Source organism: Goodfellowiella coeruleoviolacea, assembly GCF_024171785.1.
Lineage (GTDB): Bacteria > Actinomycetota > Actinomycetes > Mycobacteriales > Pseudonocardiaceae > Goodfellowiella > Goodfellowiella coeruleoviolacea.
Genome location: NZ_JAMTCK010000005.1, coordinates 344,233 through 367,662, shown reverse-complemented (window position 1 = coordinate 367,662; position 23,430 = coordinate 344,233). Strand labels below are relative to the sequence as shown.

The 23,430-nt window shown below is 72.3% G+C and carries 23 protein-coding genes; 5 read left to right on the top strand and 18 right to left on the bottom strand.

Going from position 1 to position 23,430, the window contains the following annotated elements; all coding sequences use genetic code 11:
- Positions 1 to 82 precede the first annotated feature (82 nt).
- On the bottom strand, positions 83 to 346 hold the full coding sequence (locus LX83_RS13185; RefSeq protein ID WP_253770873.1) for a hypothetical protein: 264 nt from the start codon (positions 344 to 346) through the stop codon (positions 83 to 85).
- Positions 336 to 1,637 (bottom strand): PspC domain-containing protein, encoded by a 1,302-nt coding sequence (locus LX83_RS13180; protein WP_253770870.1) that lies wholly within the window; start codon positions 1,635 to 1,637, stop codon positions 336 to 338. Before LX83_RS13180 ends, LX83_RS13185 begins: the two co-directional genes overlap by 11 nt.
- Before the next feature lie 131 nt (positions 1,638 to 1,768).
- Between LX83_RS13180 and LX83_RS13175 the strand changes: the two genes are divergently transcribed.
- A complete protein-coding gene (locus LX83_RS13175; RefSeq protein WP_407649544.1) occupies positions 1,769 to 3,100 on the top strand; it encodes a PspC domain-containing protein in 1,332 nt (443 codons plus the stop codon).
- Positions 3,097 to 3,786: a response regulator gene (locus tag LX83_RS13170; RefSeq protein ID WP_253770868.1), complete on the top strand. Its 690-nt coding sequence runs from the start codon at positions 3,097 to 3,099 to the stop codon at positions 3,784 to 3,786. The genes LX83_RS13175 and LX83_RS13170 overlap by 4 nt, the downstream gene beginning before the upstream one ends.
- Positions 3,787 to 4,021: 235 nt before the next feature.
- On the opposite strand, the gene LX83_RS13165 is transcribed toward LX83_RS13170, so the two are convergent.
- The 5 genes from LX83_RS13165 to LX83_RS13145 are packed head-to-tail and all read right to left on the bottom strand — an operon-like array spanning position 4,022 to position 7,280.
- Positions 4,022 to 4,396 carry a hypothetical protein gene (locus tag LX83_RS13165; protein ID WP_253770866.1) on the bottom strand — a complete coding sequence of 125 codons (375 nt, stop codon included), beginning with the start codon at positions 4,394 to 4,396 and terminating at the stop codon, positions 4,022 to 4,024.
- Positions 4,386 to 4,724 carry a hypothetical protein gene (locus LX83_RS13160; protein ID WP_253770864.1) on the bottom strand — a complete coding sequence of 113 codons (339 nt, stop codon included), beginning with the start codon at positions 4,722 to 4,724 and terminating at the stop codon, positions 4,386 to 4,388. The genes LX83_RS13165 and LX83_RS13160 overlap by 11 nt, the downstream gene beginning before the upstream one ends.
- A complete protein-coding gene (locus tag LX83_RS13155; RefSeq protein WP_253770862.1) occupies positions 4,721 to 5,395 on the bottom strand; it encodes an alpha/beta fold hydrolase in 675 nt (224 codons plus the stop codon). The genes LX83_RS13160 and LX83_RS13155 overlap by 4 nt, the downstream gene beginning before the upstream one ends.
- Entirely contained in the window at positions 5,392 to 5,793 is a 402-nt protein-coding gene (locus tag LX83_RS13150) for a RidA family protein (RefSeq protein WP_253770860.1), read from the bottom strand. The genes LX83_RS13155 and LX83_RS13150 overlap by 4 nt, the downstream gene beginning before the upstream one ends.
- A complete protein-coding gene (locus tag LX83_RS13145; protein WP_253770858.1) occupies positions 5,790 to 7,280 on the bottom strand; it encodes an FAD-dependent monooxygenase in 1,491 nt (496 codons plus the stop codon). Before LX83_RS13145 ends, LX83_RS13150 begins: the two co-directional genes overlap by 4 nt.
- Before the next feature lie 99 nt (positions 7,281 to 7,379).
- Between LX83_RS13145 and LX83_RS13140 the strand changes: the two genes are divergently transcribed.
- Entirely contained in the window at positions 7,380 to 8,036 is a 657-nt protein-coding gene (locus LX83_RS13140; RefSeq protein WP_253770856.1) for a TetR/AcrR family transcriptional regulator, read from the top strand.
- A 493-nt stretch (positions 8,037 to 8,529) separates the two neighbouring features.
- On the opposite strand, the gene LX83_RS13135 is transcribed toward LX83_RS13140, so the two are convergent.
- Both LX83_RS13135 and LX83_RS13130 read right to left on the bottom strand, forming a co-directional pair.
- Positions 8,530 to 9,480, bottom strand: a complete 951-nt coding sequence (locus LX83_RS13135; RefSeq protein ID WP_253770854.1) for an aminoglycoside phosphotransferase family protein — start codon at positions 9,478 to 9,480, stop codon at positions 8,530 to 8,532.
- A gap of 135 nt (positions 9,481 to 9,615) precedes the next feature.
- Positions 9,616 to 10,524, bottom strand: a complete 909-nt coding sequence (locus LX83_RS13130) for a DMT family transporter (protein ID WP_253771178.1) — start codon at positions 10,522 to 10,524, stop codon at positions 9,616 to 9,618.
- A gap of 159 nt (positions 10,525 to 10,683) precedes the next feature.
- On the opposite strand from LX83_RS13130, the gene LX83_RS13125 reads away from it, so the two are divergent.
- Positions 10,684 to 11,580, top strand: a complete 897-nt coding sequence (locus LX83_RS13125; RefSeq protein ID WP_253770851.1) for a LysR family transcriptional regulator — start codon at positions 10,684 to 10,686, stop codon at positions 11,578 to 11,580.
- Between the two features lie 90 nt (positions 11,581 to 11,670).
- On the opposite strand, the gene LX83_RS13120 is transcribed toward LX83_RS13125, so the two are convergent.
- The 9 genes from LX83_RS13120 to LX83_RS13080 all read right to left on the bottom strand — a co-directional run bounded on the left by LX83_RS13120 (position 11,671) and on the right by LX83_RS13080 (position 20,382).
- On the bottom strand, positions 11,671 to 13,305 hold the full coding sequence (locus LX83_RS13120) for a serine/threonine-protein kinase (RefSeq protein WP_253770849.1): 1,635 nt from the start codon (positions 13,303 to 13,305) through the stop codon (positions 11,671 to 11,673).
- Positions 13,306 to 13,379: 74 nt separating this feature from the next.
- On the bottom strand, positions 13,380 to 14,804 hold the full coding sequence (locus tag LX83_RS13115) for a serine/threonine-protein kinase (RefSeq protein ID WP_253770846.1): 1,425 nt from the start codon (positions 14,802 to 14,804) through the stop codon (positions 13,380 to 13,382).
- A complete protein-coding gene (locus LX83_RS13110; protein ID WP_253770844.1) occupies positions 14,801 to 15,037 on the bottom strand; it encodes a hypothetical protein in 237 nt (78 codons plus the stop codon). The genes LX83_RS13115 and LX83_RS13110 overlap by 4 nt, the downstream gene beginning before the upstream one ends.
- Before the next feature lie 593 nt (positions 15,038 to 15,630).
- Entirely contained in the window at positions 15,631 to 16,419 is a 789-nt protein-coding gene (locus LX83_RS13105) for a hypothetical protein (protein WP_253770842.1), read from the bottom strand.
- A 163-nt stretch (positions 16,420 to 16,582) separates the two neighbouring features.
- Positions 16,583 to 17,332 carry a hypothetical protein gene (locus tag LX83_RS13100; RefSeq protein ID WP_253770840.1) on the bottom strand — a complete coding sequence of 250 codons (750 nt, stop codon included), beginning with the start codon at positions 17,330 to 17,332 and terminating at the stop codon, positions 16,583 to 16,585.
- A gap of 222 nt (positions 17,333 to 17,554) precedes the next feature.
- Positions 17,555 to 18,505 carry a hypothetical protein gene (locus LX83_RS13095; protein ID WP_253770839.1) on the bottom strand — a complete coding sequence of 317 codons (951 nt, stop codon included), beginning with the start codon at positions 18,503 to 18,505 and terminating at the stop codon, positions 17,555 to 17,557.
- Between the two features lie 150 nt (positions 18,506 to 18,655).
- On the bottom strand, positions 18,656 to 19,399 hold the full coding sequence (locus LX83_RS13090; protein WP_253770836.1) for a PIG-L deacetylase family protein: 744 nt from the start codon (positions 19,397 to 19,399) through the stop codon (positions 18,656 to 18,658).
- A gap of 100 nt (positions 19,400 to 19,499) precedes the next feature.
- Positions 19,500 to 19,814: a hypothetical protein gene (locus LX83_RS13085; protein WP_253770834.1), complete on the bottom strand. Its 315-nt coding sequence runs from the start codon at positions 19,812 to 19,814 to the stop codon at positions 19,500 to 19,502.
- A 232-nt stretch (positions 19,815 to 20,046) separates the two neighbouring features.
- Complete coding sequence (locus LX83_RS13080; protein ID WP_253770832.1) at positions 20,047 to 20,382, bottom strand: chorismate mutase; 336 nt, start codon at positions 20,380 to 20,382, stop codon at positions 20,047 to 20,049.
- A 322-nt stretch (positions 20,383 to 20,704) separates the two neighbouring features.
- Here LX83_RS13080 and pcrA point away from each other — a divergent pair, with 322 nt between their 5' ends.
- Positions 20,705 to 23,089 (top strand): DNA helicase PcrA, encoded by a 2,385-nt coding sequence (pcrA, locus tag LX83_RS13075; protein ID WP_253770830.1) that lies wholly within the window; start codon positions 20,705 to 20,707, stop codon positions 23,087 to 23,089.
- The last annotated feature ends 341 nt before the right edge of the window (positions 23,090 to 23,430 follow it).

The following is a 23,430-nucleotide window of genomic DNA, read 5'->3' as shown; positions in this document are numbered from 1 at the left end:
ACAACGACAGCGGCGGCGCCGGACACCGGGTGGTGGTGTCCGGCGCCGCCGCGCGGTCGAGCGGGACGACGAGCGGGTCGGGTCAGCGGTGGCGCCCGGACCGCAGCGAGTTGGCCAGCAGCAGCACGCCGACCCCCACGGCCCCGCCGGCCAGCAGCCAGCGGGGGTCGACCACGGGCAGCCAGCCCGCGCCGTCGGCGAGCAGGTAGGCGGACACCAGCAGGCTGAGCAGGCCGGCGAGCAGCAGCACCAGGTCGACCTGGCGGGCCCGCTCCGGGTGCCCGGCTGACTGGTCGGGCCCGTCGTGCCCGCCGCCGGGCGGCGAGAAGCCAGGCTCAGTTGTCACGACGCACCTCCACGCTTCCGGTGCTGGTCCGGGCTTCCAGCACGATCTTCAACCCGCCGGGGCCGTCCGGCCCGACGTCGTCCACCCGGACCGACGCGTCCACGCCGTCCTGGGCATTGTTCAGGCAGGACACGTCGCCCAGGGAGCTGGCACAGGTCACTTCGACGTCCGCGTTCTCCGGTACCCAGATCTCCACGTCGCCCACGTCGGTGATGGCCCTGGTGTGCACCGTGCCCTCGGCGGGCAGCTGACGCAGGTCCAGTTGGATGTCGCCGACCGAGCGCCGGTACACCGAGTCGACGTTGGCGATGGCGGCCGGGGTGAGTTTCAGGTCGCCGGCCCCGCTCCAGCGCGGGCCGTCGTCGTCGTGGGAGTGGGCCAGCACCAGCCCGGCCACGGCCAGCGGCGCGGCCAGCCAGATCAGGCCGCGGCCGGTGCGCAGGAACGCACCCCCCACCATGCCCAGGCCGACCACGCTCAGCAGCACGCCGATCACGTGCTCCGGGGAGAGCCAGCCGCCCAGCAGCGGGCTCACGCTGGCCAGCGCACCCCCCACCACCAGGACCGCGCCCAGGGTGAACACGCCGACCCGGGGCCGGCGCCGCGTCTCGGCGGGCTGCTCGGTCGGCTGCGGGGTGGGCTCGGGCAGGTCCCAGGCGAACGGGGCCGCGCCCAGCGGGTCCCACGCCGGCGGACCGGGCACCGGTGTGGTGGCCGCGTCCGCGGCGTCCGGTGCGGTGCCGGTGGTGGTAGCCGCCACGCCCCCCGGCCGGTCGGCGGGCTGGGGGCCGGTGCCGGCCGCGTCAGCGCCGCTCGCGGTCGTCGTGCTCGTCGTGCTCGTCGCGGCTGCGGCCAGCTGCCCCCGGTTGCGGTGCAGCAGGTAGAGCACGCCCAGCGCGACCAGCACCGACAGTATCCCGTTCAGCGGCAGGAACCCGGCGGTGAACAGGAACCCCAGCGCCGGGAACAGCATCGCGCACAGCGCCAGGGTGAACAGCGTGGACATGCCGCTGCGACCGCGCCCGAGCAGGCCCTCGGCCGGCGACACCTCGTCGGTCTCGTCGGGCAGCAGCAGCCAGCCCAACAGGTACAGCACGACGCCGACCCCGCCGTACAGGGTGGCGATCACGAATCCGACCCGGACGATGACCGGATCGATGGCGTACCGCTGGCCGATGCCGGCGGCGACACCGGCGATCTTGCGGCCGCGCCTGGTCCGGCGCGGCCGGGTCGCCCAGAAGTCTCTGGCCGTGTCCTGCACGGTGTGCTCACCACGGTTCTTCCCGCTCACGAGGACGAGCATGCGGGTTCGGGGGTGCCCGGCACATCAGGTACCCCCCTGAACCTGCCCGGAAAGGTCTCGGGGATGGATCGGGGCTGTCCCTGATCCCGCGCGCGCCCGCGACGTGTGACCATTCCAGGGTGAGTTCGCAGGTGGATCCAGTCAGCCAGGCGGAGCCGAACCGCGCCCCCGTGCTGCCCGAGCCACCCCGGATGCGCCGCCGCCGCTCCAGCAAGGCGGTGGCCGGGGTCGCCGGTGGGCTGGCCGACCACCTCGGCGTCGAGGTGTTCTGGGTGCGCGTGGCGTTCGCGCTGCTCGCCGCGTTCGCCGGGCTGGGCGTGGTCGCCTACGGGCTGCTGTGGATGTTCGTGCCGCAGGAGTCGGCGCGCGTGCCGGTCCGGGAGCAGACCGCCAAGGAGCGCCAGCAGGCGGTCGGCCTGGTCGCGCTGGGCCTGGGCCTCGCCGTGGTGGCCGGGCTGCTGCAGGGCTCGGTCGGCGGCTGGCTGGCCGGTCCGCTGGGCGTGGTGCTGGTCGGCGCCGCCGTGGTGTGGCGGGAGGCCGACGAGGCGCAGCGCCGGCGCTGGCGGGACGGGGCGCGCACCGGCTGGCTCGGCGTGGTCCTCGGCGAGGGCGGCCGCAACGCCCTGGTCCGGGTGCTGGCCGGCGCGGTGCTGGTCACCACCGGCCTGGTGATCTTCCTGGTGAACACGCCCAGCCTCAACCAGCTGCAGTTCGTGCTGCTGGCGGTGTTCGCCACCCTGGTCGGGGTGGCCGTGCTGACCGTGCCGTGGTGGGTGCGGCTGTCCCGGGACCTCAGCGAGGAGCGCCGGGCCCGCATCCGCACCGAGGAGCGCGCCGAGATCGCCGCGCACCTGCACGACTCGGTGCTGCAGACGCTCGCGCTGATCCAGAAGCAGGCGGAGTCCGCCCGCGAGGTGCGGCGGCTGGCCCGCGGCCAGGAGCGGGAGCTGCGCAACTGGCTGTACGGGCCGTCCGGCTACGGCAAGGGCAACCAGGTGTCCGCCGACGCGCCGGCCGACCTGGCGGGCGCCACCGACCAGGCGCGGACCACGTTGGCCGCGGCCGTGGCCACCGCCTGCGGCGAGGTCGAGGACATCTTCGCCATCCGCGTCCAGCAGGTGGTGGTGGGCGACTGCCCCCTGGACGACCAGCTGGTCGCCCTGGTGCAGGCGGCCAGGGAGGCCGTGGTGAACGCGGCGAAGCACGCGGGGGTGGCCGAGGTCAGCGTGTACGCGGAGGTGGAGCCGGAGCGGGTGGAGGTGTTCGTGCGGGACCGGGGCAAGGGGTTCGACCCCAACGCGGTGTCCGCGGACCGGCATGGGCTGGCCGACTCCATCCAGGGCAGGATGGAGCGGCACGGCGGTGACGTCCGGTTGCGCACCGCGCCCGGGGAGGGCACCGAGGTGCAGTTGGGCATGCCGAGGAGAAGCACCAAGGAGGCACGGGCGTGACGGCAACCGAGGGCGCGGCCGCGACCGCGCGGCAGCAGCCGGTACGGGTTTTCCTGGTCGACGACCACGCGCTGTTCCGGGCCGGGGTGCGGGCGGAACTGGACACGGTCACCGACCAGGTCGAGGTGGTGGGCGAGGCCGGTTCGGTGGGCGAGGCGGTGGCCGGCATCGGCCACCTGCGTCCCGACGTGGTGCTGCTCGACGTGCACATGCCCGACGGCGGCGGCGCCGAGGTGCTGCGCCGGGTCCGGCCGGAGCACCCCGACGTGGTGTTCCTGGCCCTGTCCGTGTCGGACGCGGCCGAGGACGTCATCGCGGTGATCCGGGCCGGTGCGCGCGGCTACGTCACCAAGACCATCTCCAGCCAGGAACTGGCCAGGGCGGTGTGCCGGGTCGCCGAGGGGGATGCGGTGTTCTCGCCGCGGCTGGCCGGCTTCGTGCTGGACGCGTTCGCCGACCGGCCGGGCGCCGCGCCCATCAACGACCCGGACCTGGACCTGCTCACGCCGAGGGAGCGGGACGTGCTGCGGTTGCTGGCCCGCGGCTACGCCTACAAGGAGATCGCCTCGGAGCTGTTCATCTCGGTCAAGACCGTGGAGACCCACGTGTCCAGCGTGCTGCGCAAGACCCAGCTGTCCAACCGCTACGAGCTGTCCCGCTGGGCGTCCGACCGCCGGCTGGTCTGACCGCGCGGCGCCCGGCAGCAGCGCTGACCGTGGTCGCGGCTCCGGCCCGACCGCCGGCTAGCCCGGGTGGCGCCGCAGGTGAACGCGGGTGTCGGCGGGGTGCTGGTGGTGCGTTCCCGCCCCGGCGCGCCCCGCCCTTCCCCGGACGCGGGACGGGCGGGGCAGGCTTGTCAGCCCACTCCGGGCGCCGGCGACCCGATCCCGGCGACTCCCGGACATGTGAGCGTCGTGCGCACTACTGATCGGTGCCCGCTCGCTCCGAGGCAAGGCGGAGCCAGTTCGAGCGCAGGTCGCGCAAGACCCACGTCAGGCGCACGTCGGGGATGAGGTACCCGCCGATGCCCACCTCGGTGTGGAGCAGGTCGAAGACGCGTTCGCTGACGTCGCCGAGCACAGCGTCGTTCCCGTCGGCACCGTCCGGAGGAGCGGGGATGAGGATGATGATGAGGTCGGGCCGCTCGTCAACGCTCTCGACGCGGTAGTCGCCGGCCGGCAGATAGCCGAAGTGGCGTTCCAGCGCCGCCTCGGGATCTGCCACGAACTCGTCGCGCACGTGCCGATCAGTGGTGAGCAGCCGGAAATGCTCCTCGGTGAACTCCTCAGGTGTCATCGCGCACCTCGGCGGCCTCGCGGAAGGCGCGGCGCATCGCCAGCAGCGACACCTTCAGCTTTTCGGGCAGGATCCAGCAGAACATGTCCGCGCTTCTCCACAGGTCGATCTGGTTGACACCGCCGCGCGCCGGTGTGCCGGTGCGGAGCGGGGGAACCAGGTAGTAGAGGGTGTCGCGGTCTTGGATCCGGACGTCCACCTCGATCCCGTCCGGTACTGCAACGCCGAGTTCGGCCAGAGCCCCCTTCGGGTCGGTGCGCAGGAGTTCCCGGAACCGCGGGTTGGTCCATGCCTGCTCGGTGATCGCCCGTTCGAGTTCAACGGTCATGTCGTTTCCCCCATGTCGTTGGTGATGGCCGCGCACACCTCGTCGGGTGTGCTCCACAGTCCCGCGTGACCTGTCGCGATGGTCAGGCACTCCGCGCCACGCTCCCGGGCGCGGACGGCCATGGGGGAGAACGGCGACCGATCGCCGCACCGCACGTAACGAACGGGAGGCTGATCGCCACCACCCGTGCTCCACGGCAGGGGTTCTTCGTGCGTGGCCATGCTGATCGGCCGTAGCCGGGCAACCAGGTCGGGATCGGTGAAGCCGAGGCGATCGAGTCCGAACGGTGGCACCGTTCTGCCGCCCGCTCCCAGGGCCGCATCGGTGAACGGGCCGCGGATCACCGGCAGCAGATCGAAAGCGGATTCACCGGGAGAGGGCAGAAAAGCGTCGAGGTAGACCGTGCGGAGTACGCATCGCGGACGCACGCCCGCGGCTCCCGCCACGACCATGCCTCCGTAGCTGTGCCCCACCAGGATCGTCTGGTCTTCGAGCAGTCGCGTGACCTCGTGGATGTGGTGCATCAGGCCGGGCTCCGCGATTTCCGTTTCCCCGGGGCCGGTGAGAGTGGGGGTGATGACCGTGTGTCCGCGCTCGCGCAACCGGGTGGCGATCCGGTCCCACACCCAGCCGCCGCACCACGAACCGTGCACCAGGAGGTACCGGCTCATGGGGCCGGAACCCTCGCGACGACGTCGACCTCCACCAGGGCGCCAGGATCGAACAGCGCCGACACCCCGACGAGCGTGCTGGCCGGTGCCACCGGCACCCCACGGCGCAGGGGTTCGAAGAGCCCGGGAATCAGCTCGGGCCGGTAGCCCACGACGTAGACGGTTTCCTTGATGACGTGTTCGCGTCCGCACCCGGCGGTGGCCAGCACGACGTCGAGGTTGTGCGCGATCCGGCGCATCTGGGTCACGTGGTCCTCGCCGGTCAGCGCGCCGTTCTCGGCCCACGCCACCTGGCCGGACACGAAGAGCAGATCCGCGCCGCGAACGAGTACGGCCGGCGTGAAGGCTCCCGGAACGTGGTGCAGGCCGGCGGGAGTCAGGTACTCGGGAGAACTCATCGCCGCACCGCCGGCTGCGCAGGAGTGCCAGCCCAGGCCGCGAGCCGTGCCTGTCGGGTGGCGGCATCCGGCGGGGAGTTCTCGCGGCGAACCCAGGCGATGTGGCCGTCCGGTCGTACCAGCACCTCGCTGACGTCGTCGGCCCAGGACCGATCACCGCCGGCGGCCACGGTGATCCGGCCCGTCCAGCCCTCGGCGACCTGCGCGGCACCGGCTCCGGAGAAGTCGATGTAGCCGAACGTGCCGGCGTGCAGCAGTGTCGAGACCCGGAGGCCGGGCGAACCCAGCGCGATGTCCGGCATGCGGGTGCCGACCAGCGGATCCTCGCCAGGCGCGGGGTAGCACGTCGCCAGCGCGGACACCTGCCCGGCCAGTCGGGTGTTCACGTCGGGGATGTCGAGCAGGGAGTCCATCATCGCTCGCAGCGCGCTCACCGGCCGGCTGTATTCGGGCACCAGGGTGAGTTCCAGCAGCAGGGTCTGCGCCTGGGTGTTGTCGGTGACCAGCTGGCCCACCGGGAATCGCTCCGAGTGGTACGTGTCGAGCAGGCCGGGCGGTGCCCAGCCGTTGATGTCGGCGGCGAGTTTCCACCCCAGGTTCATCGCGTCCTGCAGCCCGGTGTTGAGGCCCTGGCCCGCCGCCGGGAAGTGGATGTGCGCGGCATCGCCCGCCAAGAAGATTCTTCTGTCGCGGTACTTCTCCGTCAGTCGTGTCGCGTTCCCGAAGCGGGACAACCATTTCGGCTCCGCGATCCCGAAGGACGTGCCGGCCAGGCGGACCAGCGCGTCCCTGAACTCCGCGAAGGTGACCGGCTCCGTCGCGGGCACCCGCATCCTCTCCGCGTCGGCGAGGACGAAGCGGGTCAGCCCGCCGGTCAGCGGGGTGATCAGGACCGGAGTCCGTCCGGCGGCGGCGATGGCTTCCTTGTCGACGACAGCGAAGTCGCCGAGCATCGCGCTCATCGTGCCGTCCGTGCCCGGGAAGCCGATGCCCGCGCACGCCCGCACCGTGCTCCGGCCGCCGTCGCAGCCCACGAGGTACGCCGCGCGGAGGTGGAACTCCCCGCCCGGAGCTGTTCCCGTGACGGTGACGCCGTCGTCGTCCTGTGCCAGAGACACGACTTCGTGCCCGTAGCAGACCTCGACGCCCAGTTCTCGCGCGCGTTCCTCCAGCAGCCTCTCGGTACGGGCTTGCTCCAGGAACAGCGTGTAGCCGTGCCGGGTGTCCAGGACTGAGAAGTCGAGGTGCTTCGGCAGGCCCGCGAAATGCCAGCCCGGGACGGTGTGGCCCAGGGCCAGGAACCGCTCGGCGATGCCCCTGAGGTCGAGGATCTCGATGCTCCGGGGGTGCAGTGTCAGGGCACGGGACTGTTGGTGCCGCCGCTGCCGCCGTTCAAGTACCCGCACGCGCACGCCCGCCAGCGCCAGTTCAGCGGCGAGCAACAGGCCCGTCGGGCCCGCGCCGCTGATCACCACATCGGTGTCCACGGCCACCTCCCTAATTTTCCGAACATCGTTCATTTAATGCTTCGTCAGTATGCAGAGCGCCCATCCGGTGGTCAAATCCGCTGATAGGCTCCGCAGGACATGACCGCGAACCCACCCCGAGAACGCCGTCCCCGTGGCCGGCCCCAGGCCGCCGACCGGGCCCAGGTCACCGCCACCGCGCTCCGCCTGCTCGGTGACATCGGGCTGGACGCGCTCACCATGAGGAAACTGGCCACGGCGGTCGGGGTCCAGGTGGGCACGCTGTACGGCTACTTCCCGACGAAGCGGGCTCTGCTGACCGCCATGGCCGAGGCGATGCTGGAGGGCTGTCGTGACGCGGCGGAGGGAGTGACCCAGCCGCGCGAACGGGTGTGGGCGCTGATGAAGAGCCTGCGCGCCGCTCTTCTGTCCTATCGCGACGGGGCGCGGGTGTACGCGGGCACCCATGCCACTGGGCCGAACACCCTGGGATTCGCCGAAGCCCTCGGCAGCGCCTTGCGGGAGGCTGGGCTCGATGCCTCCGCGGCGACCAGGACAGCGCACTTGCTCCTGCACTTCACGACGGGTCATGTCCTGGAGGAACAAGCGGCGAGCCAGCCGAGCCCGGAACTGTCCGCTGAGATCGACAGCCTGCGCCAGGCGATCCGGCACGGCGAATACCCTCACCTCGCCGAGACCCAGGACCGCTTGACGGGAATGGATCTGACCGAGCTGTTCGAGCACGGCTTGCGGTTGCTCACCGCGGAGTTGCCCTGACGAACCGCTGTCCGGCATGTTGCGCATGACGGCTTGCCGGGAGGTCGGCGTCCGGGCGCTGGCCGGACCGAAGCGGTTCAGGTCGGTTCGGCGGCGCAAGCCACCGGCGTGGCGTGGTCGGCGCTGGCGGGGTCTTTCGCGTGCGGCAGCGAGTTCCCCGAGGCTTCGCGCGGGGAGCAGGCGGCGGCCGGCCCAGGCACCTTCCCCCGCCCTTCCCTGGGGGGCGACCCCGAAGCCAGCCTATCGCCGCCCACCCCCCGGGAACAGGCCAGCGGCGCGGCCCTGTGGACAACCCGCTGGTCATCCACAGGGCCGCCCCGATTTCGCGGTTTACCCCCGCGAGCGACCGCGGTGTGCTACCCGCGTGGTCGCCCCGCTAGCCGGCCCGCACCCCGCGGGTGCTGCCAGCCCGCCCGGGCGAGGACCGCCAGCCACCGGGCCACCGCGAGCCCACCGGGCAACCCCGGTGGGCGATCCAGCCGGGGACTCGGCGTCACCGCGCCAGCAGGGCCTCGGCAATGGCGACCTGAGCCGGCGGCAGGGCGGTCTCGCCGTCCTCGACGTCCCACAGCGCGTTCTGCAGCAGCCGCCCGAGCGTCCAGCCGACCGCCCGCTCCCGGTCGATGCCGACGACCTCGGTCAGCAGGTCGAAGCGGCGACGCACCGCCGCCGCCACGTTCCCGCTCGCCACCACGTCGTCCCAGCGGTTGTCCAGGGCCGGCCACAGGTCGAACCCGGGGTCGCCGGCCAGCGGCTTCGGGTCGATGGCCAGCCACGGTCCTCGGTCGCTACCCGGGAGGGTGGCCAGCACGTTGTCGAAGTGCAGGTCCCAGTGCAGCAGCCGGTCGCCGGGTTCGGGCAGCAGCTCGCGGACGGCCGAGGCCCACGTGCGCAGCAGCGCGCGGTCGGCCGGGTCGGCCAGGGCGGGCAGCGCCCTGGGCACCTCGTCGAGCATGGCGGCGGCGATGTCGGCCAGGGTGCGCAGGCCAGCCGGGGCCGGCACGGCGACCAACCGGGCGAGCAGTTCGGCCAGGATCTGCGTGGCCGCCATGTCGTCCGCGACGCTGGACAGCGAACGGGCCGCGTCCAGCCGCTCCAGCAGCATCGTGCCGGACTCCACGTCGTGGTCGAGCAGGCGGACCACGCCGTTGCCGTTCCAGACCCGCAGGCCAACGGGCTCGGTGGCGTGTTCCTCGGTGACCGGCTGCAACTTGAGCGCGGCGGGCGTGCCGTCAGCGCGGACCACGGGCAGCACCAGCGAGACCTGACCGTGGGCCGGCGGGCCGTCCAACCGGAGCCGCCAGCGGTCCAGGAAGTCGGTGGCGAGTTCGGGCAGCGCGGCGATCCAGGCCTGCCAGTCAACCCCGTCGACCGTGCTGTGCGCGGCGGCGAAAGCAGCGGGAACGGTGAATCCGCGGTGGTGTTCGAACGTGCGGTCGTGCACGTGAAATGCTCCTTCGTTGCCTGACGAAAAAGGTCGAGTGCGTGCGAAGGAGCTGGGGGCGGACCCCGTGCGCGGGGTCAAGGTCAACGCATGTGGCCACCCTACAACAACCGGCGGAGCCGCCGCCGGCCTCGACTAGTCCGAACGCGCCGCCGAAGCGGGCACCGGCGCGGCCGACGCCGGAACATCCGCGGCCGGGCGGCGGGGCTGCCGCCTGGTCAGGGCCACACCCACCAGGACGACCAGCATGCCGGCGACCACCCGCAGGTTCAGCTGCTCGTCCAGGGCCACCGCGCCGAGCAGCACGGACACCACCGGCAGCAGGTATCCCACGGTGGTGGCGTTGGTGGCGCCCTCGTCGGCGATCAACCGGTAGTTGATCACGAACGCCAGCCCGGTGCCGAACACGCCGAGCACGACCACCGCGAGCACCGCGGCCAGGCTCAGGTGCACGTGCTGGGTGCCGGCCACCGGCACGGCCAGCGCGGTCAGCCCGGTGGCGGTGACCAGCTGCGTCGCGGACAGCGCGGTCGGCGCCAGACCCCGGCCGGTGAGGTGGCGGCCGATGTAGGCGTAGCTGACCGCGTAGCTGCCCGCCGCGCCCAGGCAGGCCAACGCCCCCCAGCTGGTCAGGCCGGCTTCCTGCCACGGCGCGAAGATCAACAGGGTGCCGGCGAAGCCCAGCAGCAGGCCGAGCAGTCGCACCGGCTGGATCCGCCGTTCGTGGTTGACCACCAGGCCCAGCAGCAGCGCCCACAGCGGGGTGGTGGCGTTGAGCACACCGGCCACGCCCGAACTCACCTGCTGCTCGCCGATGCCGAAGAGCACGAACGGCACGGCGTTGCCGAAGAGCGCGGCCACCACCATGTGCGCCCACACCCGGCCGTCCCGGGGCAGCGGATGGCTCCGCGAGTAGGTCAGCGCGACCAGCACCGCCGCCCCGAGAGCCAGCCTGACCAGGGCGATCTGTACCGGGGAGAACCCGCCGAGGGCGAGTTTGATCCACAGGAAGCTCGATCCCCACAGCAGGGCCAGTACGCCCATCCGGACCAGTGTGCCTGGTCTGTTCACCACACCCTCCTTGCTTCGCGATTCACTCTGCAGGCTGAAAAACAGCAGGACAAGTGAAATGTTCTGCATGACCTTTCAGTGAATCTGCACAGTCGGGGACGCTGGTGCGGTCGGGATCTGTACAGTCGGGTCGTGCTGGACGTCCGTCGCATGCAGGTGCTGCGCGCCGTGGTGACCAGCGGCTCGATCACGGCCGCCGCCGCCAACCTTGGCTACACGCCGTCCGCGATCTCCCAGCAGATCGCCGCCCTGGAACGGGAAACCCGAATCCCGCTGCTGGAGCGGGTGGGTCGGGGAATCCGCCCCACCGCGGCCGGCCGGTTGCTCACCGAGCACGCCGGCGTGATCATCGACAAGCTGGTCACCGCCGAGCAGGAACTGGCCGACCTGCGCGCCGGACACACCGGCCGGCTCCGGGTCGGCTACTTCGCTACGGCCGGTGCCGCGCTGGTGCCCCCGGCGGTGGCGCGTTTCCGCGCCGAATACCCCAAGGTGCAGCTCGAACTCCTGCTCACCGAGCCGGTGGACCCGATCAACGAGCTGCTGGCCGGCCGCGTGGACGTGGCGATCACCGTGGACGGCCAGGGGCACCAGGCGTCGCCGACCAGTCTGGTGCACCTGCTCGACGACCCCTACCGCGTGGTGCTGCCCAGGGGGCACGAGCTGGCCCGCAAACGCGTGCTCGACCTCGCCGACCTGGCTGACCAGCAGTGGGTGGACACCGAGATCGTGGACTGCCCGTGCCGACAACTGATCATCGACGCCTGCGCGGCGGCCGGTTTCAACCCGAACTTCGCGGTGCGCTGCGGCGACTACCCCACCGCCCAGGGGTTTGTCGCGGCCGGCCTGGGCATCGCCCCGGTGCCGCAGTTGGGCCTGGGCGCGCCCCATCCCGGGGTGGTGGTGCGCCGGCTGCGCCGGCCCGAACCGGTGCGCACCATCCACGCGGCGACCCTGGAGGACACCGCGACCAGCCCGGCCGTGGCCGCGCTGGTGGCCGGGCTGCGCGAGGCAGCGGCGGCCCACTGACCAGGCCCGGGGTTCCCACCCCCGGATTGGTTGGCCGGCCGGCCAGTTCGTGCTGTCCGGCGAGGACCAGGGGCAGGACTGGACTGGGAGCTAGCGCTCGGAGTCGATCAGCAGGGTGTCACCGGTGGCGTTGGGCACCAGGGTCCAGGTCTTGTTCTCCCGGGACGTGGTGCCGGACTTCATGACGTAGTTGATCCTGCCCGACACCTGGTTGTTGCCCTTGACCTTGAGTTCACCCAGCTCGACCCGGTCAACCTGGTTCCACCAGGCCTCGAACTTGGCATAGGAGTGGTCGGGGTCAGCCTGGAACCTGGGCGACAGCAGCTGGTAGGCGGCCTCGTGGTTCTGGGTGACCAGGCTGAAGTAGTTCTGCACGGCGGCCTGCAACTGCGGCTCGGTGGGCGCACCCGCCGCGGGTGGCGGCGACGACGGTGTCGAGGACGACGAACTGCTCGACGGGGAGGACGTGGGCGTGGACGGCGAACTGGCGGAGGACTGCGACGGGGTCTGGCTCGACGAGCTGGCCTGGCTGGGCGGCACGGCCGCGCCAGTGGTCACCTGGCTGGAACCACCGGAGCCCGCGTTCTGCTGGTTGCTGTCGCTGCCGTTGAGCGCGTTGGCCACCAGTATCCCGATGATCGCCGCGGCCAGGATGGCCACCACGGTGATCAGGGCGGACCGCCGGTTCGGCTTGGTCGAGCCGGCCGCGGTGGCCCCGGCGGGCCGGGCCGGGCCGGCCGAGGGCCGGCCGGGTGGCGGTGTGGCACCCATCGGCCGGGAGTCCAGCCGGGTCGAGCCGGGGGTGGCCGGGGTGCCGGCGGCCCCGCCCGGCCGGGCCGGGCTCTGCCGGGGCGGCGGTGACACCGGGACCGGCCCGGAGCCCATGCCGGCGTCGGGAACGCTGCGCCCGGACGCGATCGCGGCCAGTGCCTCGCGCGCCTGGGCCATGGTGGGCCGGTCGTTGGGCTCGGGTCGCAGCAGCCGCATCAGCAGCGCGGTCAGCGGACCGGCCTGCCGGGGCGGGGTGATCTGACCGGACGCCACGGTGTGCAGCAGCGCGATGGTGTTCTCGTTCAGGCCGAACGGCGGCATGCCCTCGACCGCCGCGTACAGGGTGGAGCCGAGGGAGAACACGTCCGAGGGCGGGCCAGGGTCGTAGCCCTTGGCGATCTCCGGGGCGAGGTAGGCGGGCGTGCCCGCGAGCATCCCGGTCGCGGTCACGGTGACGTCGCCGGTGGCGCGGGAGATGCCGAAGTCCGTGATCTTGACCGTGCCGTCGTCGCCGAGCAGCACGTTGCCCGGCTTGATGTCGCGGTGCACGATGCCGGCGTTGTGCGCCGCGGCGAGCGCGGCGGCCACCTGCGTGCCGATCCTGGCCACCTCGCGGGGCGGCAGCGAGCCCCGCTCGGCCAGCACGGTGGACAGGCTCTTGGACGGCAGGTACTCCATGATCAGCCACGGCTGGCCGTCGGCCTCGGCCACGTCGTAGACGGCGATCGCGTGCGGGTGCTGCAGTCTGGCGGCGATCCGGCCCTCCCGCATGGACCGCTGTCTGGCCTCCTCGGCCTCGGCCTCGCTCAGCCCGGGCTGCAACAGCAGTTGCTTGACCGCCACGGTCCGATGCAGCCGTTCGTCGTGGGCCTGCCAGACGACCCCCATGGCACCGCTACCGATGCGTTGGCCCAACCGGTAACGGCCTGCGACCAGACGGCCGTCGTCACTCAAAGCGGCTCTCCCCGTACTGCTGAAGTGGACAAGATCGAGCGTCGGACCGCCGAACCGGGCGCCCGGGCACCAGCCTACGAGCCTGCCTTGGACGGGTCGTCAGCCGGCGAGGTGTTGTCGTCAGGCGGCGTGCTGCTGCTGGAGGACCTGCTGGGCGGCGGGCTCGACCGATCCGACGATGGCGTGTTCGTGCCGCTCACGGGCGGGACGGACGCCGTTGACTGGGACATCGTCGGCGTGACCGAACTCGTTTCGCCCTTGGTGTTGGTTCCCTCGACCTTGGAGTGCTGCTTTGACGAGTCGCGCTGGTCGGGCTGGCTCTCCTCGGTGGCGCTCGGGGACTCCGCCGTGTGGGTGCTGGTGCCGGGGTTGCCCACGTTGGTGGTGCCGCCACCGTTGGTGGCCTCACGCTGGTTGAACACGCCGTTGGCCATCAGCAGCCCGCCCACGCCGATCAGCACCACCAGCGCGATCACCGCGACCAGCAGCGGCCGACGACTGGCGGTGGCTGGTGGCTGGGTGGCGGCCCGGCTGGTCACGGTCGCCGGGGAGACCGCGGCGGCCCGCGGCACGCTGGGCGGTCCGCCGGCCACCACGCGGGTCCGGTCGCCGTCCACCAGTGAGGTGGCCGCCGCGTCCGCCACCGGTGCCGGCGGCACGCCGGGCAGGGTGGGGGTGCGGCCGGCGGCCACCGCCTCCAGCAGCTGCCGGGCCCTGGCCATGGACGGCCGGTCCTCGGGCTGCGGCGCGAGCATGTGCACGACCACGTCCACCAGCGGGCCGGACTGCTGCGGCGGGTTGATCTTGCCGGCGGCGACCGCGTGCAGCACGCCGAGGGTGTTGTCGCTGAGCCCGAACGGCGGCTCGCCCTCGATCGCCGCGTAGAGCATGGACCCCAGGGAGAACACGTCCGACGGGGGTGCCGGGTCCTTGCCCCTGGCCACTTCGGGCGCCAGGTAGGCGGGGGTGCCGGCGATCATCCCGGTCTTGGTGACGGTGATGTCGTCCTTGGCGCGGGAGATGCCGAAGTCGGTGATCTTGACCGTGCCGTTGTCACCGAGCAGCACGTTGCCCGGCTTGATGTCGCGGTGCACGATGCCGGCCGCGTGCGCCGCGGCCAGCGCGGCGGCCACCTGCGAGCCGATCCAGGCCACCTCGCCGTGCGGCATCAGCCCCCGCTCGACCATCACGTCGGCCAGGCTGCGCGAGGGCAGGTACTCCATCACCAGGCAGGGCGCGCCGTCCTCCTCCACCACGTCGAACACGGTGATGGCGTTGGGGTGGTGGAGCTTGGCGGCGATCCGGCCCTCCCGCATCGCCCGCTCGATGGCCTCGTTGCGCTCGGCCGCGGTCAGACCGGGCTGGAGCAGCAACTGCTTGACCGCCACGACCCGGGCGAGCCGCTCGTCCTGGGCCTGCCACACCACGCCCATGGCGCCACTGCCGATGCGGTCGGTCAGCCGGTACCGGCCAGCGACCAGAAAGCCCTCGTAACTCACGCAGCCTCCTTGCGGCCACTGCCGGCGGTCGGCGTCGACCAGGCCGGTGGTGCGGTCGGTGCCAGCACCGCGGGTGATCCGGTTCCCGCCGGCAGGGCCGACGATCCGGTTCCCGCCGGCAGTGCCGATGATCGGGCTCCGGTCGGCTCAGCCGACGGTGGGACCAGGGCCGTGCCGGTGAGCTGCGTGCCGCCCGCGGCGCGCTCCGACTGGGTGAGCCGCCTGTCGCTCACGCTCCAGCTCCTTGTTCTGCTGCTCATGGGTTGGGCTCCGCCTCGAAGCAGTGCACGGCGGCCTGATCGCACCATCCATCTCGCGCGCTTGCTCGGCACCGCGCCGGGTAGCTCATCCGACCACCGCGCTGGCGCGTGGTGGTCTCGTTTGCGTGGCCGCGGTGACGAGTGGTCCGTCCGCGAGCTTCACGGCACAAGATTAGGGCCAACCTCCATCAAGTAAAGGCGACCCGGCGGTGCCGTGGGCGCGTGGCTCACCGCTGTCACATGCGACGATCCTGGTCACCTTAGCCCTGCTGGTCCAGCCCTGATCGACGAGTACCTCAGCGTTGCCGATCATGGCCGCTGGCCGCGGCCGTCGACTCCAGGCCGCCACGTCACCCCAAACGGTAGCCGTCCGGTCGCGGCCGGGTGGTCACCACCCACCCCCAGCCCTCAGGGCGGCGGTGGCGGCGATCCCCGGGGACAAACCGTACGCCCTGGTCGGTGGCGTCGAAATCGGCCAAACCGCCGCTGTGCGGCCGGCTGTGGACGGGCTGCCCAGCAGGGCGGCCGGACCGGGACCGGGCGGGCCGCGAGCGGGGTCAGCGGCGTCAGCGGTGGCTGTTCGAGGTGGGTGCGGTGCCGGCCGTGCTGGCGTCGGTGGCCGCGTCCAGGGTGTTCACCCCGCCGGCGGCCGGTCCGGCGGCTCCGGTCTCGGCGACCCGGTTGACCTCGTCGGGCGCGATCGCGCCGTCCACCATCCTGGCGTCGAACTGCACCGAGGCGGGCGGCTGCTGGCTCTCGGATGTGCCCATCAGCTGGGTGGCGCTGAAGCCGACCGCCCCGCACAGCACGACAGCGCCGGCGGCCATGGCGAGCACCCGGCTCAGGGTGAACGCGTTGCGGTCGGTCCGGCCGCCCCGGCCCTCGCGGCTGAGCAGCTCGCCGACGTACAGCTCCTGGTCGTCGTCCCGGTCCGCGGACTCGACCGGCCGTGTCGAGGACGCGGCCGCCGGGACGTCCGATTCGGGCCGGACCGGGCGGAACGAGACCGTGCTGGCCTCGGCGGGACCGTCCTGGACCGGGCTGGCCTGGACCGGGCTCGTCTGGACCGGGCTGGCCTGGACCGGGCTGGCCGCGAGCGGGTGGTGGCCGACCAGGCGGCGCTCGACCGGGGCGGGCGCGAGGTCGTGGCCGACCGGGCGGAGGGGGGACCGCCGCGCGTGCAGCGGGCGGGAGTCGAGGACGACCGTGTCCGACTCGTCCGGACGGGCGTGCCGGCGGGGGATGCGGCGGGTGGTGGCGTCGCCGAGACCACGGCCGTGCCTGGCGAGCAGGTCCGCGACCGTGACCTGGGTGGCGGGGCCACGGTGCTGGGACCGGTTTGCCTCGTCGAGCACCGCGAATCACCTTCCTGCCGAGCACACACTGGTTCGCGCCGAATCGTCGACAATGAGATACCGGATCGTGACCTTGTTCGTCATCGGTTCGGCGGAAGGACGCTGGAAATTTCGACCGAATGGCCTAGTCTCGCTGCTCTGAACGGGGTAATCGGCGGTGTGATCAGTGTCGTTCCGCGGAGAGCACGGTGGCGTCGCTGATCCGCAGCGAGGGCAGGTTCGTGGTGTGGAACAGCTCCTCCAGCCGCAGCCAGTGCCCGTCCCGCTGGCGCAGGGTCACCACCGCGTGCACCGTCCCGTTCTCGCGGTTCTCCAACCGGGCCACGTCGATGTCCCGCACCGCGCTCCAGGACTGGACGAACTCGACCGGGTCGAGAGTCAGCGACCTGGTGTCGATCAGCGCGAGCGCGTCGCGCGGCCGGTCGTCGAGCAGGCGGTAGAACTCGCGCACCAGGTCGGTCGGTTCGGCGTCCGCGGCCATCTGCACGCTGGACAGGGGGGTGGCCTCGGCCGTGCCGCCCGCCTCGGGCGCCCTGGTCGCGGCCGGGCCACCGGGCCGGGCGTTGGCGTTGGCCGCGGCGGAGCCGGTCGGGGCGGGTGCGCCCAGGTGTTGGTTGAGGAAGCCGGGCAGCAGCGCGTTCGCCCCGGTGATCTCGGCCGGCCTGGTCAACCTGGCCGAGATGTCCACGGCCGGCCGGTTGCGGGTGGTCAGCGAGGCCACGGTCACCGACGCGCACAGCACTAGGGCGCCGGTGGCGATCCCGGCCAGCTTGGCCACGGTGCGGGCCTTGCCGGGGCGGATCGCCCGCTGGTGCGGTGGGCCGAGGAGTTCGTGCACGAACCCGTCGGTGTCGGCCTCCTCGCAGGAGGGGATGCGGATCGGCACCGGCTGCTTCCTGAGCAGCTCGGCCACGGTGATCGACCCGGCGCGAGAGTGCCGATGACCTGTCGTCGCATGCTCCACGGCCGCCTCCGGTACCTACAGTGTTCATATGAACTCGTACCGTGACAGGGTGGGTGCCCGCCAGTCGAAGCCGGCTGTCCACCCGGTTGTGGCGTTCAGCGGTGGAAAAGGACCAGTCGAACGGGTGGCGATGAAAGATCGCCCTTTGTTCCACCTGATCAAGGACTGCCGTTAATCGCCGGAAATCAACCGTTCGCCGTTGATCCGCGGATTTTTGCCCGACGAGAAGTCAAGTGCCCGCCGCGCGATCGAGACACTGCCATCCCACCAGGTCAGCCGCAGGGTGCTGACCGTGACCGCCTGATAGGGATCGACCGTGATTTGCTCGATCGTGATTTCCCGCACCTCACCGTAGCGCTGCCGCAACAATGGTCGGCCCTGGCCCCGGAACGCATTGCTGAGCATGTTGAGGACCCGGTCGGATCGCCCGGCCACCAGGTCGTAGAACTGCACGGTCTGGCGGACCAACTCCTCCGCGTCCACCAGGGGCGCGGCCGCCGGACCGCTGGGCGGCACCGGAACGATCACCGGCGGGCTCGGCGCGGCCCCGGTGGGGCTCGGTGGGACGGGCTGCCCGGTGAGTTCCGGCTTGGCCGAGCTGGGCCGGCGGGGCGTGGTGGACACCGCGCTGGGCGCGGCCGGCGGTGCCCCGGTGGTGGTGGCCGCGCGCGGCTCGGCCGCCAGCGAGGCCGCCCCGGTCAGCGTGGGGCCGCCGGCCACCCCGGCCGCGCCCGGGTCGCGGGTGGTCCGGTCGGCCGTCCCACCGGCCACGTCGGGCAGCATCAGCACGTTCGCCGGGTAGCCCGGCGGGGTGAGCGGCCGGTCCCGGTCGGGCGGGGCGACGTACTCCACCGCGGCCAGGGTCAGCCCGACCAGGGCGGCGAACGAGGCCAGCACCGCGAACCAGGCGGCCCTGCGCCAGCTCGGCGGCGGGGTCACCGAGGCGGGCACCAGCCCCAGGTTGAACTTGCGCAGCCCGCACGCGTCGCTGTCGACCAGCGGGTCGGGCGCGGGCGCCGCCGTCCTCGGCGCGGTGGACGCCGCCGTTCGCGGTGACCGACCCGGCCGCGCGTCATCACCCGGTGGTGGTCCCCAGTGGTTCGGGCGCCTCGTGCCGGCCATGCGCCTCACGACCCTTCTGACTCCCCGCGTGGGACCGCTCGGTGCCGCGCGCGGCCCGCTCCCCGGGCCCTCGGCCCGGTGAAGCCGCCCCGCTGTCACCGCGCGGTGTTGACAAGACCCTTTTCGTCCTGGCCGGCGCGGGCAACCGGGTCAGGCCGTGTTCACCACCTGGAACGCCTCAGCCAGCCGGCCGGCGGGCAGGCCGTGACTCTCCGCGACCCGCCGCAGGTGGGTGCGCAGTTCGTCAGCCACCCGGTCGTACGCCTTGATCTGCGAGCGGTGCGCGCGTAAGGCCGCGAGCTTGCGGTCGAAGGTGTCGGTCACGTCCACCGCGTGCGAGCGCAGGAACGAGGGGCCGTCGGCCACCCACAGCTCGCGCACCGTCCACGGGTCGAGCCCCTCGGCCAGTAGCTCGGGGTGGGCGTGCGGGTTGCGCGCGTCCGGGTACACCGCGGCCAGGGTGGCGCTGCCGGCGGCCCGGTGGTCGGGGTGCGAGGTGACGATGTGGTCCCAGTTGATCTCCGGGGACCAGGTGAGCACGCGCTGGGGCCGGAACCTGCGGATCACCCGGGAGATGTCCCGACGCAGCTCCAGCGAGGGGGTGAGCCGGCCGTCGGGGTAGCGCAGGAAGGTCAGGTCGGTGACGCCCACCTCGGCGGCCGCGGCGCGCTGTTCCTCCTCGCGCAGGCGCGCCACCCCGGCCCGGTCCTCGTCCAGCTCGCCGGTGGCCTCGCCCGAGGTGCACAGGCAGTACGCCACCTCGATGCCGGCCGAGGTCCAGGCGGCCACCGTGCCGGCCGCGCCAAAGTCAACGTCATCGGGGTGCGCGCACACCACAAGGGCACGCCGCACCGGGTGGGCCGACATCGGGTCGTCAGGCGTGTGCTTGGTCACGTCGGCCACGGTAGGCGGCCGGCGCGGTTCACCGCCCCGCGGGGTCGGCTGTGCTTCTCCGGCGCCGAACCCGACCGGCGCCGCGTGGCCGGACGGCCCGTCAGCGGTCGCTGCGGAACCGCTCCCGGGTGCTCTGCAGGGCGCGGGTGGCCACCACCCCGCTGCCGCCGCCGACCAGCAGGCCCAGCACGTCGGTGAACCCGTCACCGTTGGTGAGCAGCAGGCCCAGCAGTGCCCCGGCCGTGGTCACCCCGGCCACCACCCAGCGGCTGCGCACGTACTGCGCGATCGGCTGGCCACCGGCGCGCTTGGTGGCGGCCGAGTTGAGCAGCGCCAGGTAGCCGTCGTGCGCGAGCGCGGCGACCAGACCCGCCAGTGCCACGATCACGGCGACCAGGTTGATGACCGTTCCCATGCCACCAGTGTGCCTGCACCACGGCTGATGGGGGAATCCGTGATCGCCCTGAGCCAACCCTGATACCGGCTCGTGCGCTGGTGCTCACTGGTATCCACTGGGCGGGCTCGCCAGGGCGCCGCGGCCGACGTGCCCGGCCACCCGGGCCCGGCCGGTGCGCGGGCCGCGCTGCCCACGCATCCGCCAGCGTCCGCGTCCTCCGGTCCGGGTCTTCCCGGCAGGTCTTCTGCGGTCAGCGACCCAGTCGGCCCCGGCCGAGGCGCAGCAGCGCCATGGCCATCTCGCGGCCGTCCGGACCGAGTTCCCGGTAGCGGGCGAGCACGTCCATCTCCCGGCTGTGCACGATCTTGGGGCCGCCCGCAGCCATTCGCGCGGCCCCGATGGTCTTGGACACCTCGACCCGGCGCTTCACCAGCCGGAGGATCTCGCTGTCCAGGTAGTCGATCTCCTTGCGCAGTTCGGTGATGTCCGTGGGGGTCGCACCGGTCTGGGCCTCCTGCCCGGAGGACGAGACCGGTGCCGTGGGGCTCTCCGACTCGGGAGAACTGGTCTGCCGCACAGCACTCATCGGTGACCCTTCAACTCTCTTGCCCCGTCCCCGCCCCGAAGCGACGAAGCCCCGGGTCCGAGGACTCCGGGGCTTCGCAGTGGCTTGGCGTTGGTGCTACACGTCCACGGGAGCCGGAGTCCGGGTCCCGTAGAAAAAGTAAGAGAAAGGCGGTAGCACGGCAACGATTCTGGCACAGCATCGCCCGTTGCGTCGACCAGAGCGGGACCAGACTCACCACCAGTGTGCACTCATCACCCGTTCGCGCCGCCAGAACGGGTGATGGGAGGTCTCGGTTGCTGGCGGCTGCCCGGATGCACCCGGCGGGTACCGTGATGTACCGATGGACGCCTTGTTCGATCTGCATTCGCGCGCCGACTCCACCCGAGCACCCCAGCACGCCGCGGTGTCGCTCGACGACCTCAACCCGGCCCAGCGCCAGGCCGTGGAGCACGCCGACGCTCCGCTGCTCGTGGTCGCCGGCGCCGGTTCGGGCAAGACCCGCGTGCTGACCAGGCGGATCGCCTACCTGCTCGCCGCGCGCGGGGTGCACCCCGGGCAGATCATGGCCATCACGTTCACCAACAAGGCCGCCGCCGAGATGAAGGAGCGGGTGGTCGACCTGGTGGGGGCGCGGGCCAACGCCATGTGGGTGTCCACGTTCCACTCCATGTGCGTGCGCCTGCTCCGCCGCGAGGCCAAGACCCTGGGGATGTCGTCGAGCTTCTCCATCTACGACAGCGACGACACGCGCCGGCTGATCACCCTGGTGGCCAGGGACCTCGACCTGGACCCCAAGCGCTACCCGGCGCGCACCCTCGCCGTGCACATCTCCAACCTGAAGAACGAGCTGGTCGACGCCGACACCGCGGCCGAGCGCGCCGGCAACGACCTGGAGCGCCGGGTCGCCGAGGTCTACGCCACCTACCAGCAGCGGCTGACCCAGGCCAACGCCATGGACTTCGACGACCTGATCATGCGCACGGTCGAACTGCTCCAGGCGTTCCCCGACGTGGCCGAGCACTACCGGCGGCGGTTCCGGCACGTGCTCGTCGACGAGTACCAGGACACCAACCACGCGCAGTACATGCTGGTCAGGGAGCTGGTCGGGACGGACACCGAGAGCGAGGTGCCCCCGGCCGAGCTGTGCGTGGTCGGCGACGCCGACCAGTCCATCTACGCGTTCCGCGGCGCGACCATCCGCAACATCGAGGAGTTCGAGCGGGACTACCCGCAGGCGCGCACCATCCTGCTGGAGCAGAACTACCGGTCCACCCAGACCATCCTGTCCGCGGCCAACGCGGTCATCGCCCGCAACACCGGGCGCCGGGACAAGCGGCTGTGGACCGACGCCGGGGACGGCGAGAAGATCGTCGGCTACGTCGCGGACAACGAGCACGACGAGGCCGCGTTCGTGGCCGCCGAGATCGACCGGCTGGTCGACGCCGGTGAAGCGGCCAACAGCGACATCGCGGTGTTCTACCGGACCAACAACCAGTCCCGGGTGTTCGAGGAGATCTTCATCCGGTTGGGGTTGCCCTACCGGGTGATCGGCGGCGTCCGGTTCTACGAGCGCCGCGAGGTCCGCGACGCCCTGGCCTACCTGCGGGTCCTGGCCAACCCGGACGACACGGTGAGCCTGCGGCGCGTGCTGAACGTGCCCAAGCGGGGCATTGGCGAGCGCGCCGAGGCGTGCGTGTCCGCCCACGCGGATCGGGAGCGGATCGGCTTCGCCGCCGCCCTGCGCGACGCGGCCGCCGGTCGGGTCGCCCTGCTCAACCCCCGCTCGCAGCGGGCCATCGCCGGGTTCGTGGACCTGCTCGACGAGCTGCGGGCCATGGTGGACACCTCGGACGTGGCCGAGGTGCTGGACGCGGTGCTCGACCGCACCGGCTACCGGGCCGAACTGGAGGCCAGCGACGACCCGCAGGACGCCTCCCGGCTGGAGAACCTGGACGAGCTGCTCACCGTGGCCAGGGAGTTCACCCAGACCGAGGCGCCGGCCCAGCCGGCCGCCGGCGACCAGGAGGACACCGGTGAGCCGGAACCGGGCTCGCTGGCCGCGTTCCTGGAGCGGGTCTCGCTGGTCGCGGACACCGACGCGCTGGCCGACCCGGACGGCGACGGCGTGGTCACCCTGATGACCCTGCACACGGCCAAGGGGCTGGAGTTCCCCGTGGTCTTCTGCACCGGCTGGGAGGACGGGGTGTTCCCGCACCTACGGGCCCTGAGCGACCCGGTCGAACTGGCCGAGGAGCGCCGGCTCGCCTACGTGGGCATCACCCGGGCGCAGCGCCGGCTGTACCTGTCCCGGGCGCTGATGCGCTCCGCGTGGGGCCAGCCCATGACCAACCCGGCCTCCCGGTTCCTCGACGAGATCCCCGAGGACCTCGTGCACTGGCGGCGCGTTGAGCGGCCGAGCGCGAAGTCGGCGCCGAGCGTGGCCTCCACCTGGCGGCGGTCCGGCGGGTTCTCGTCGACCGGCGCGGACTCGGCCCAGGCCGGTCTGGCCGCCGGGGGCATGCGCTCCACGCCGTTCAAGGGCTGGCAGAAGGAGCCGGCGCTCAAGCTGGAGGTGGGTGACCGGGTCAACCACGACAAGTACGGCCTGGGCACGGTGACCGCCACGGAGGGCACCGGCCCCAAGGCGACCGCCACCATCGACTTCGGTTCCGCCGGCAAGATCCGCCTGATGCTCATCGGCGGCGTGCCGATGGTGAAGCTGTAGCCCGGCGCGGCCAACCCCGGCACCGGCCCGCGTTCCGCCGTGCGGCCGGGTGCCCGGGCAACCGCGGCCGCGGCGCGCGACCCGAGGCGGGCGGCCGAGGAGATCGTTCACCGTTTTGAGACCTAATTCGGCGCAACCTGGCTGGTCGCCCGGACGTCTTGCCTGGTGGAGACGGTGGAAGGGGTCGTCGTTATTCGGGGACGGCGACCTTCGGGGCCAGCGTCACCACGGGGAGGGAACGCCGGGGCCGGACAGAATTGTCGGTGCCCTGGTGTTCCATCACACCAAGCACAGGACAGGGCTGTGCAGGCCCGGGCAGGGGAGCTTGGTGTGGCGGGGAG

Coding starts and splice junctions, on each gene's coding strand:
- LX83_RS13140 (WP_253770856.1), top strand. CDS start 7,380: ATGACCGCGAACCCACCCCGAGAACGCCGTCCCCGTGGCCGGCCCCAG.
- LX83_RS13080 (WP_253770832.1), bottom strand. CDS start 20,382: ATGAGTGCTGTGCGGCAGACCAGTTCTCCCGAGTCGGAGAGCCCCACG.
- LX83_RS13155 (WP_253770862.1), bottom strand. CDS start 5,395: ATGAGCCGGTACCTCCTGGTGCACGGTTCGTGGTGCGGCGGCTGGGTG.
- LX83_RS13095 (WP_253770839.1), bottom strand. CDS start 18,505: ATGGCCGGCACGAGGCGCCCGAACCACTGGGGACCACCACCGGGTGAT.
- LX83_RS13165 (WP_253770866.1), bottom strand. CDS start 4,396: ATGACACCTGAGGAGTTCACCGAGGAGCATTTCCGGCTGCTCACCACT.
- LX83_RS13085 (WP_253770834.1), bottom strand. CDS start 19,814: ATGGGAACGGTCATCAACCTGGTCGCCGTGATCGTGGCACTGGCGGGT.
- pcrA (WP_253770830.1), top strand. CDS start 20,705: ATGGACGCCTTGTTCGATCTGCATTCGCGCGCCGACTCCACCCGAGCA.
- LX83_RS13130 (WP_253771178.1), bottom strand. CDS start 10,524: ATGGGCGTACTGGCCCTGCTGTGGGGATCGAGCTTCCTGTGGATCAAA.
- LX83_RS13150 (WP_253770860.1), bottom strand. CDS start 5,793: ATGAGTTCTCCCGAGTACCTGACTCCCGCCGGCCTGCACCACGTTCCG.
- LX83_RS13160 (WP_253770864.1), bottom strand. CDS start 4,724: ATGACCGTTGAACTCGAACGGGCGATCACCGAGCAGGCATGGACCAAC.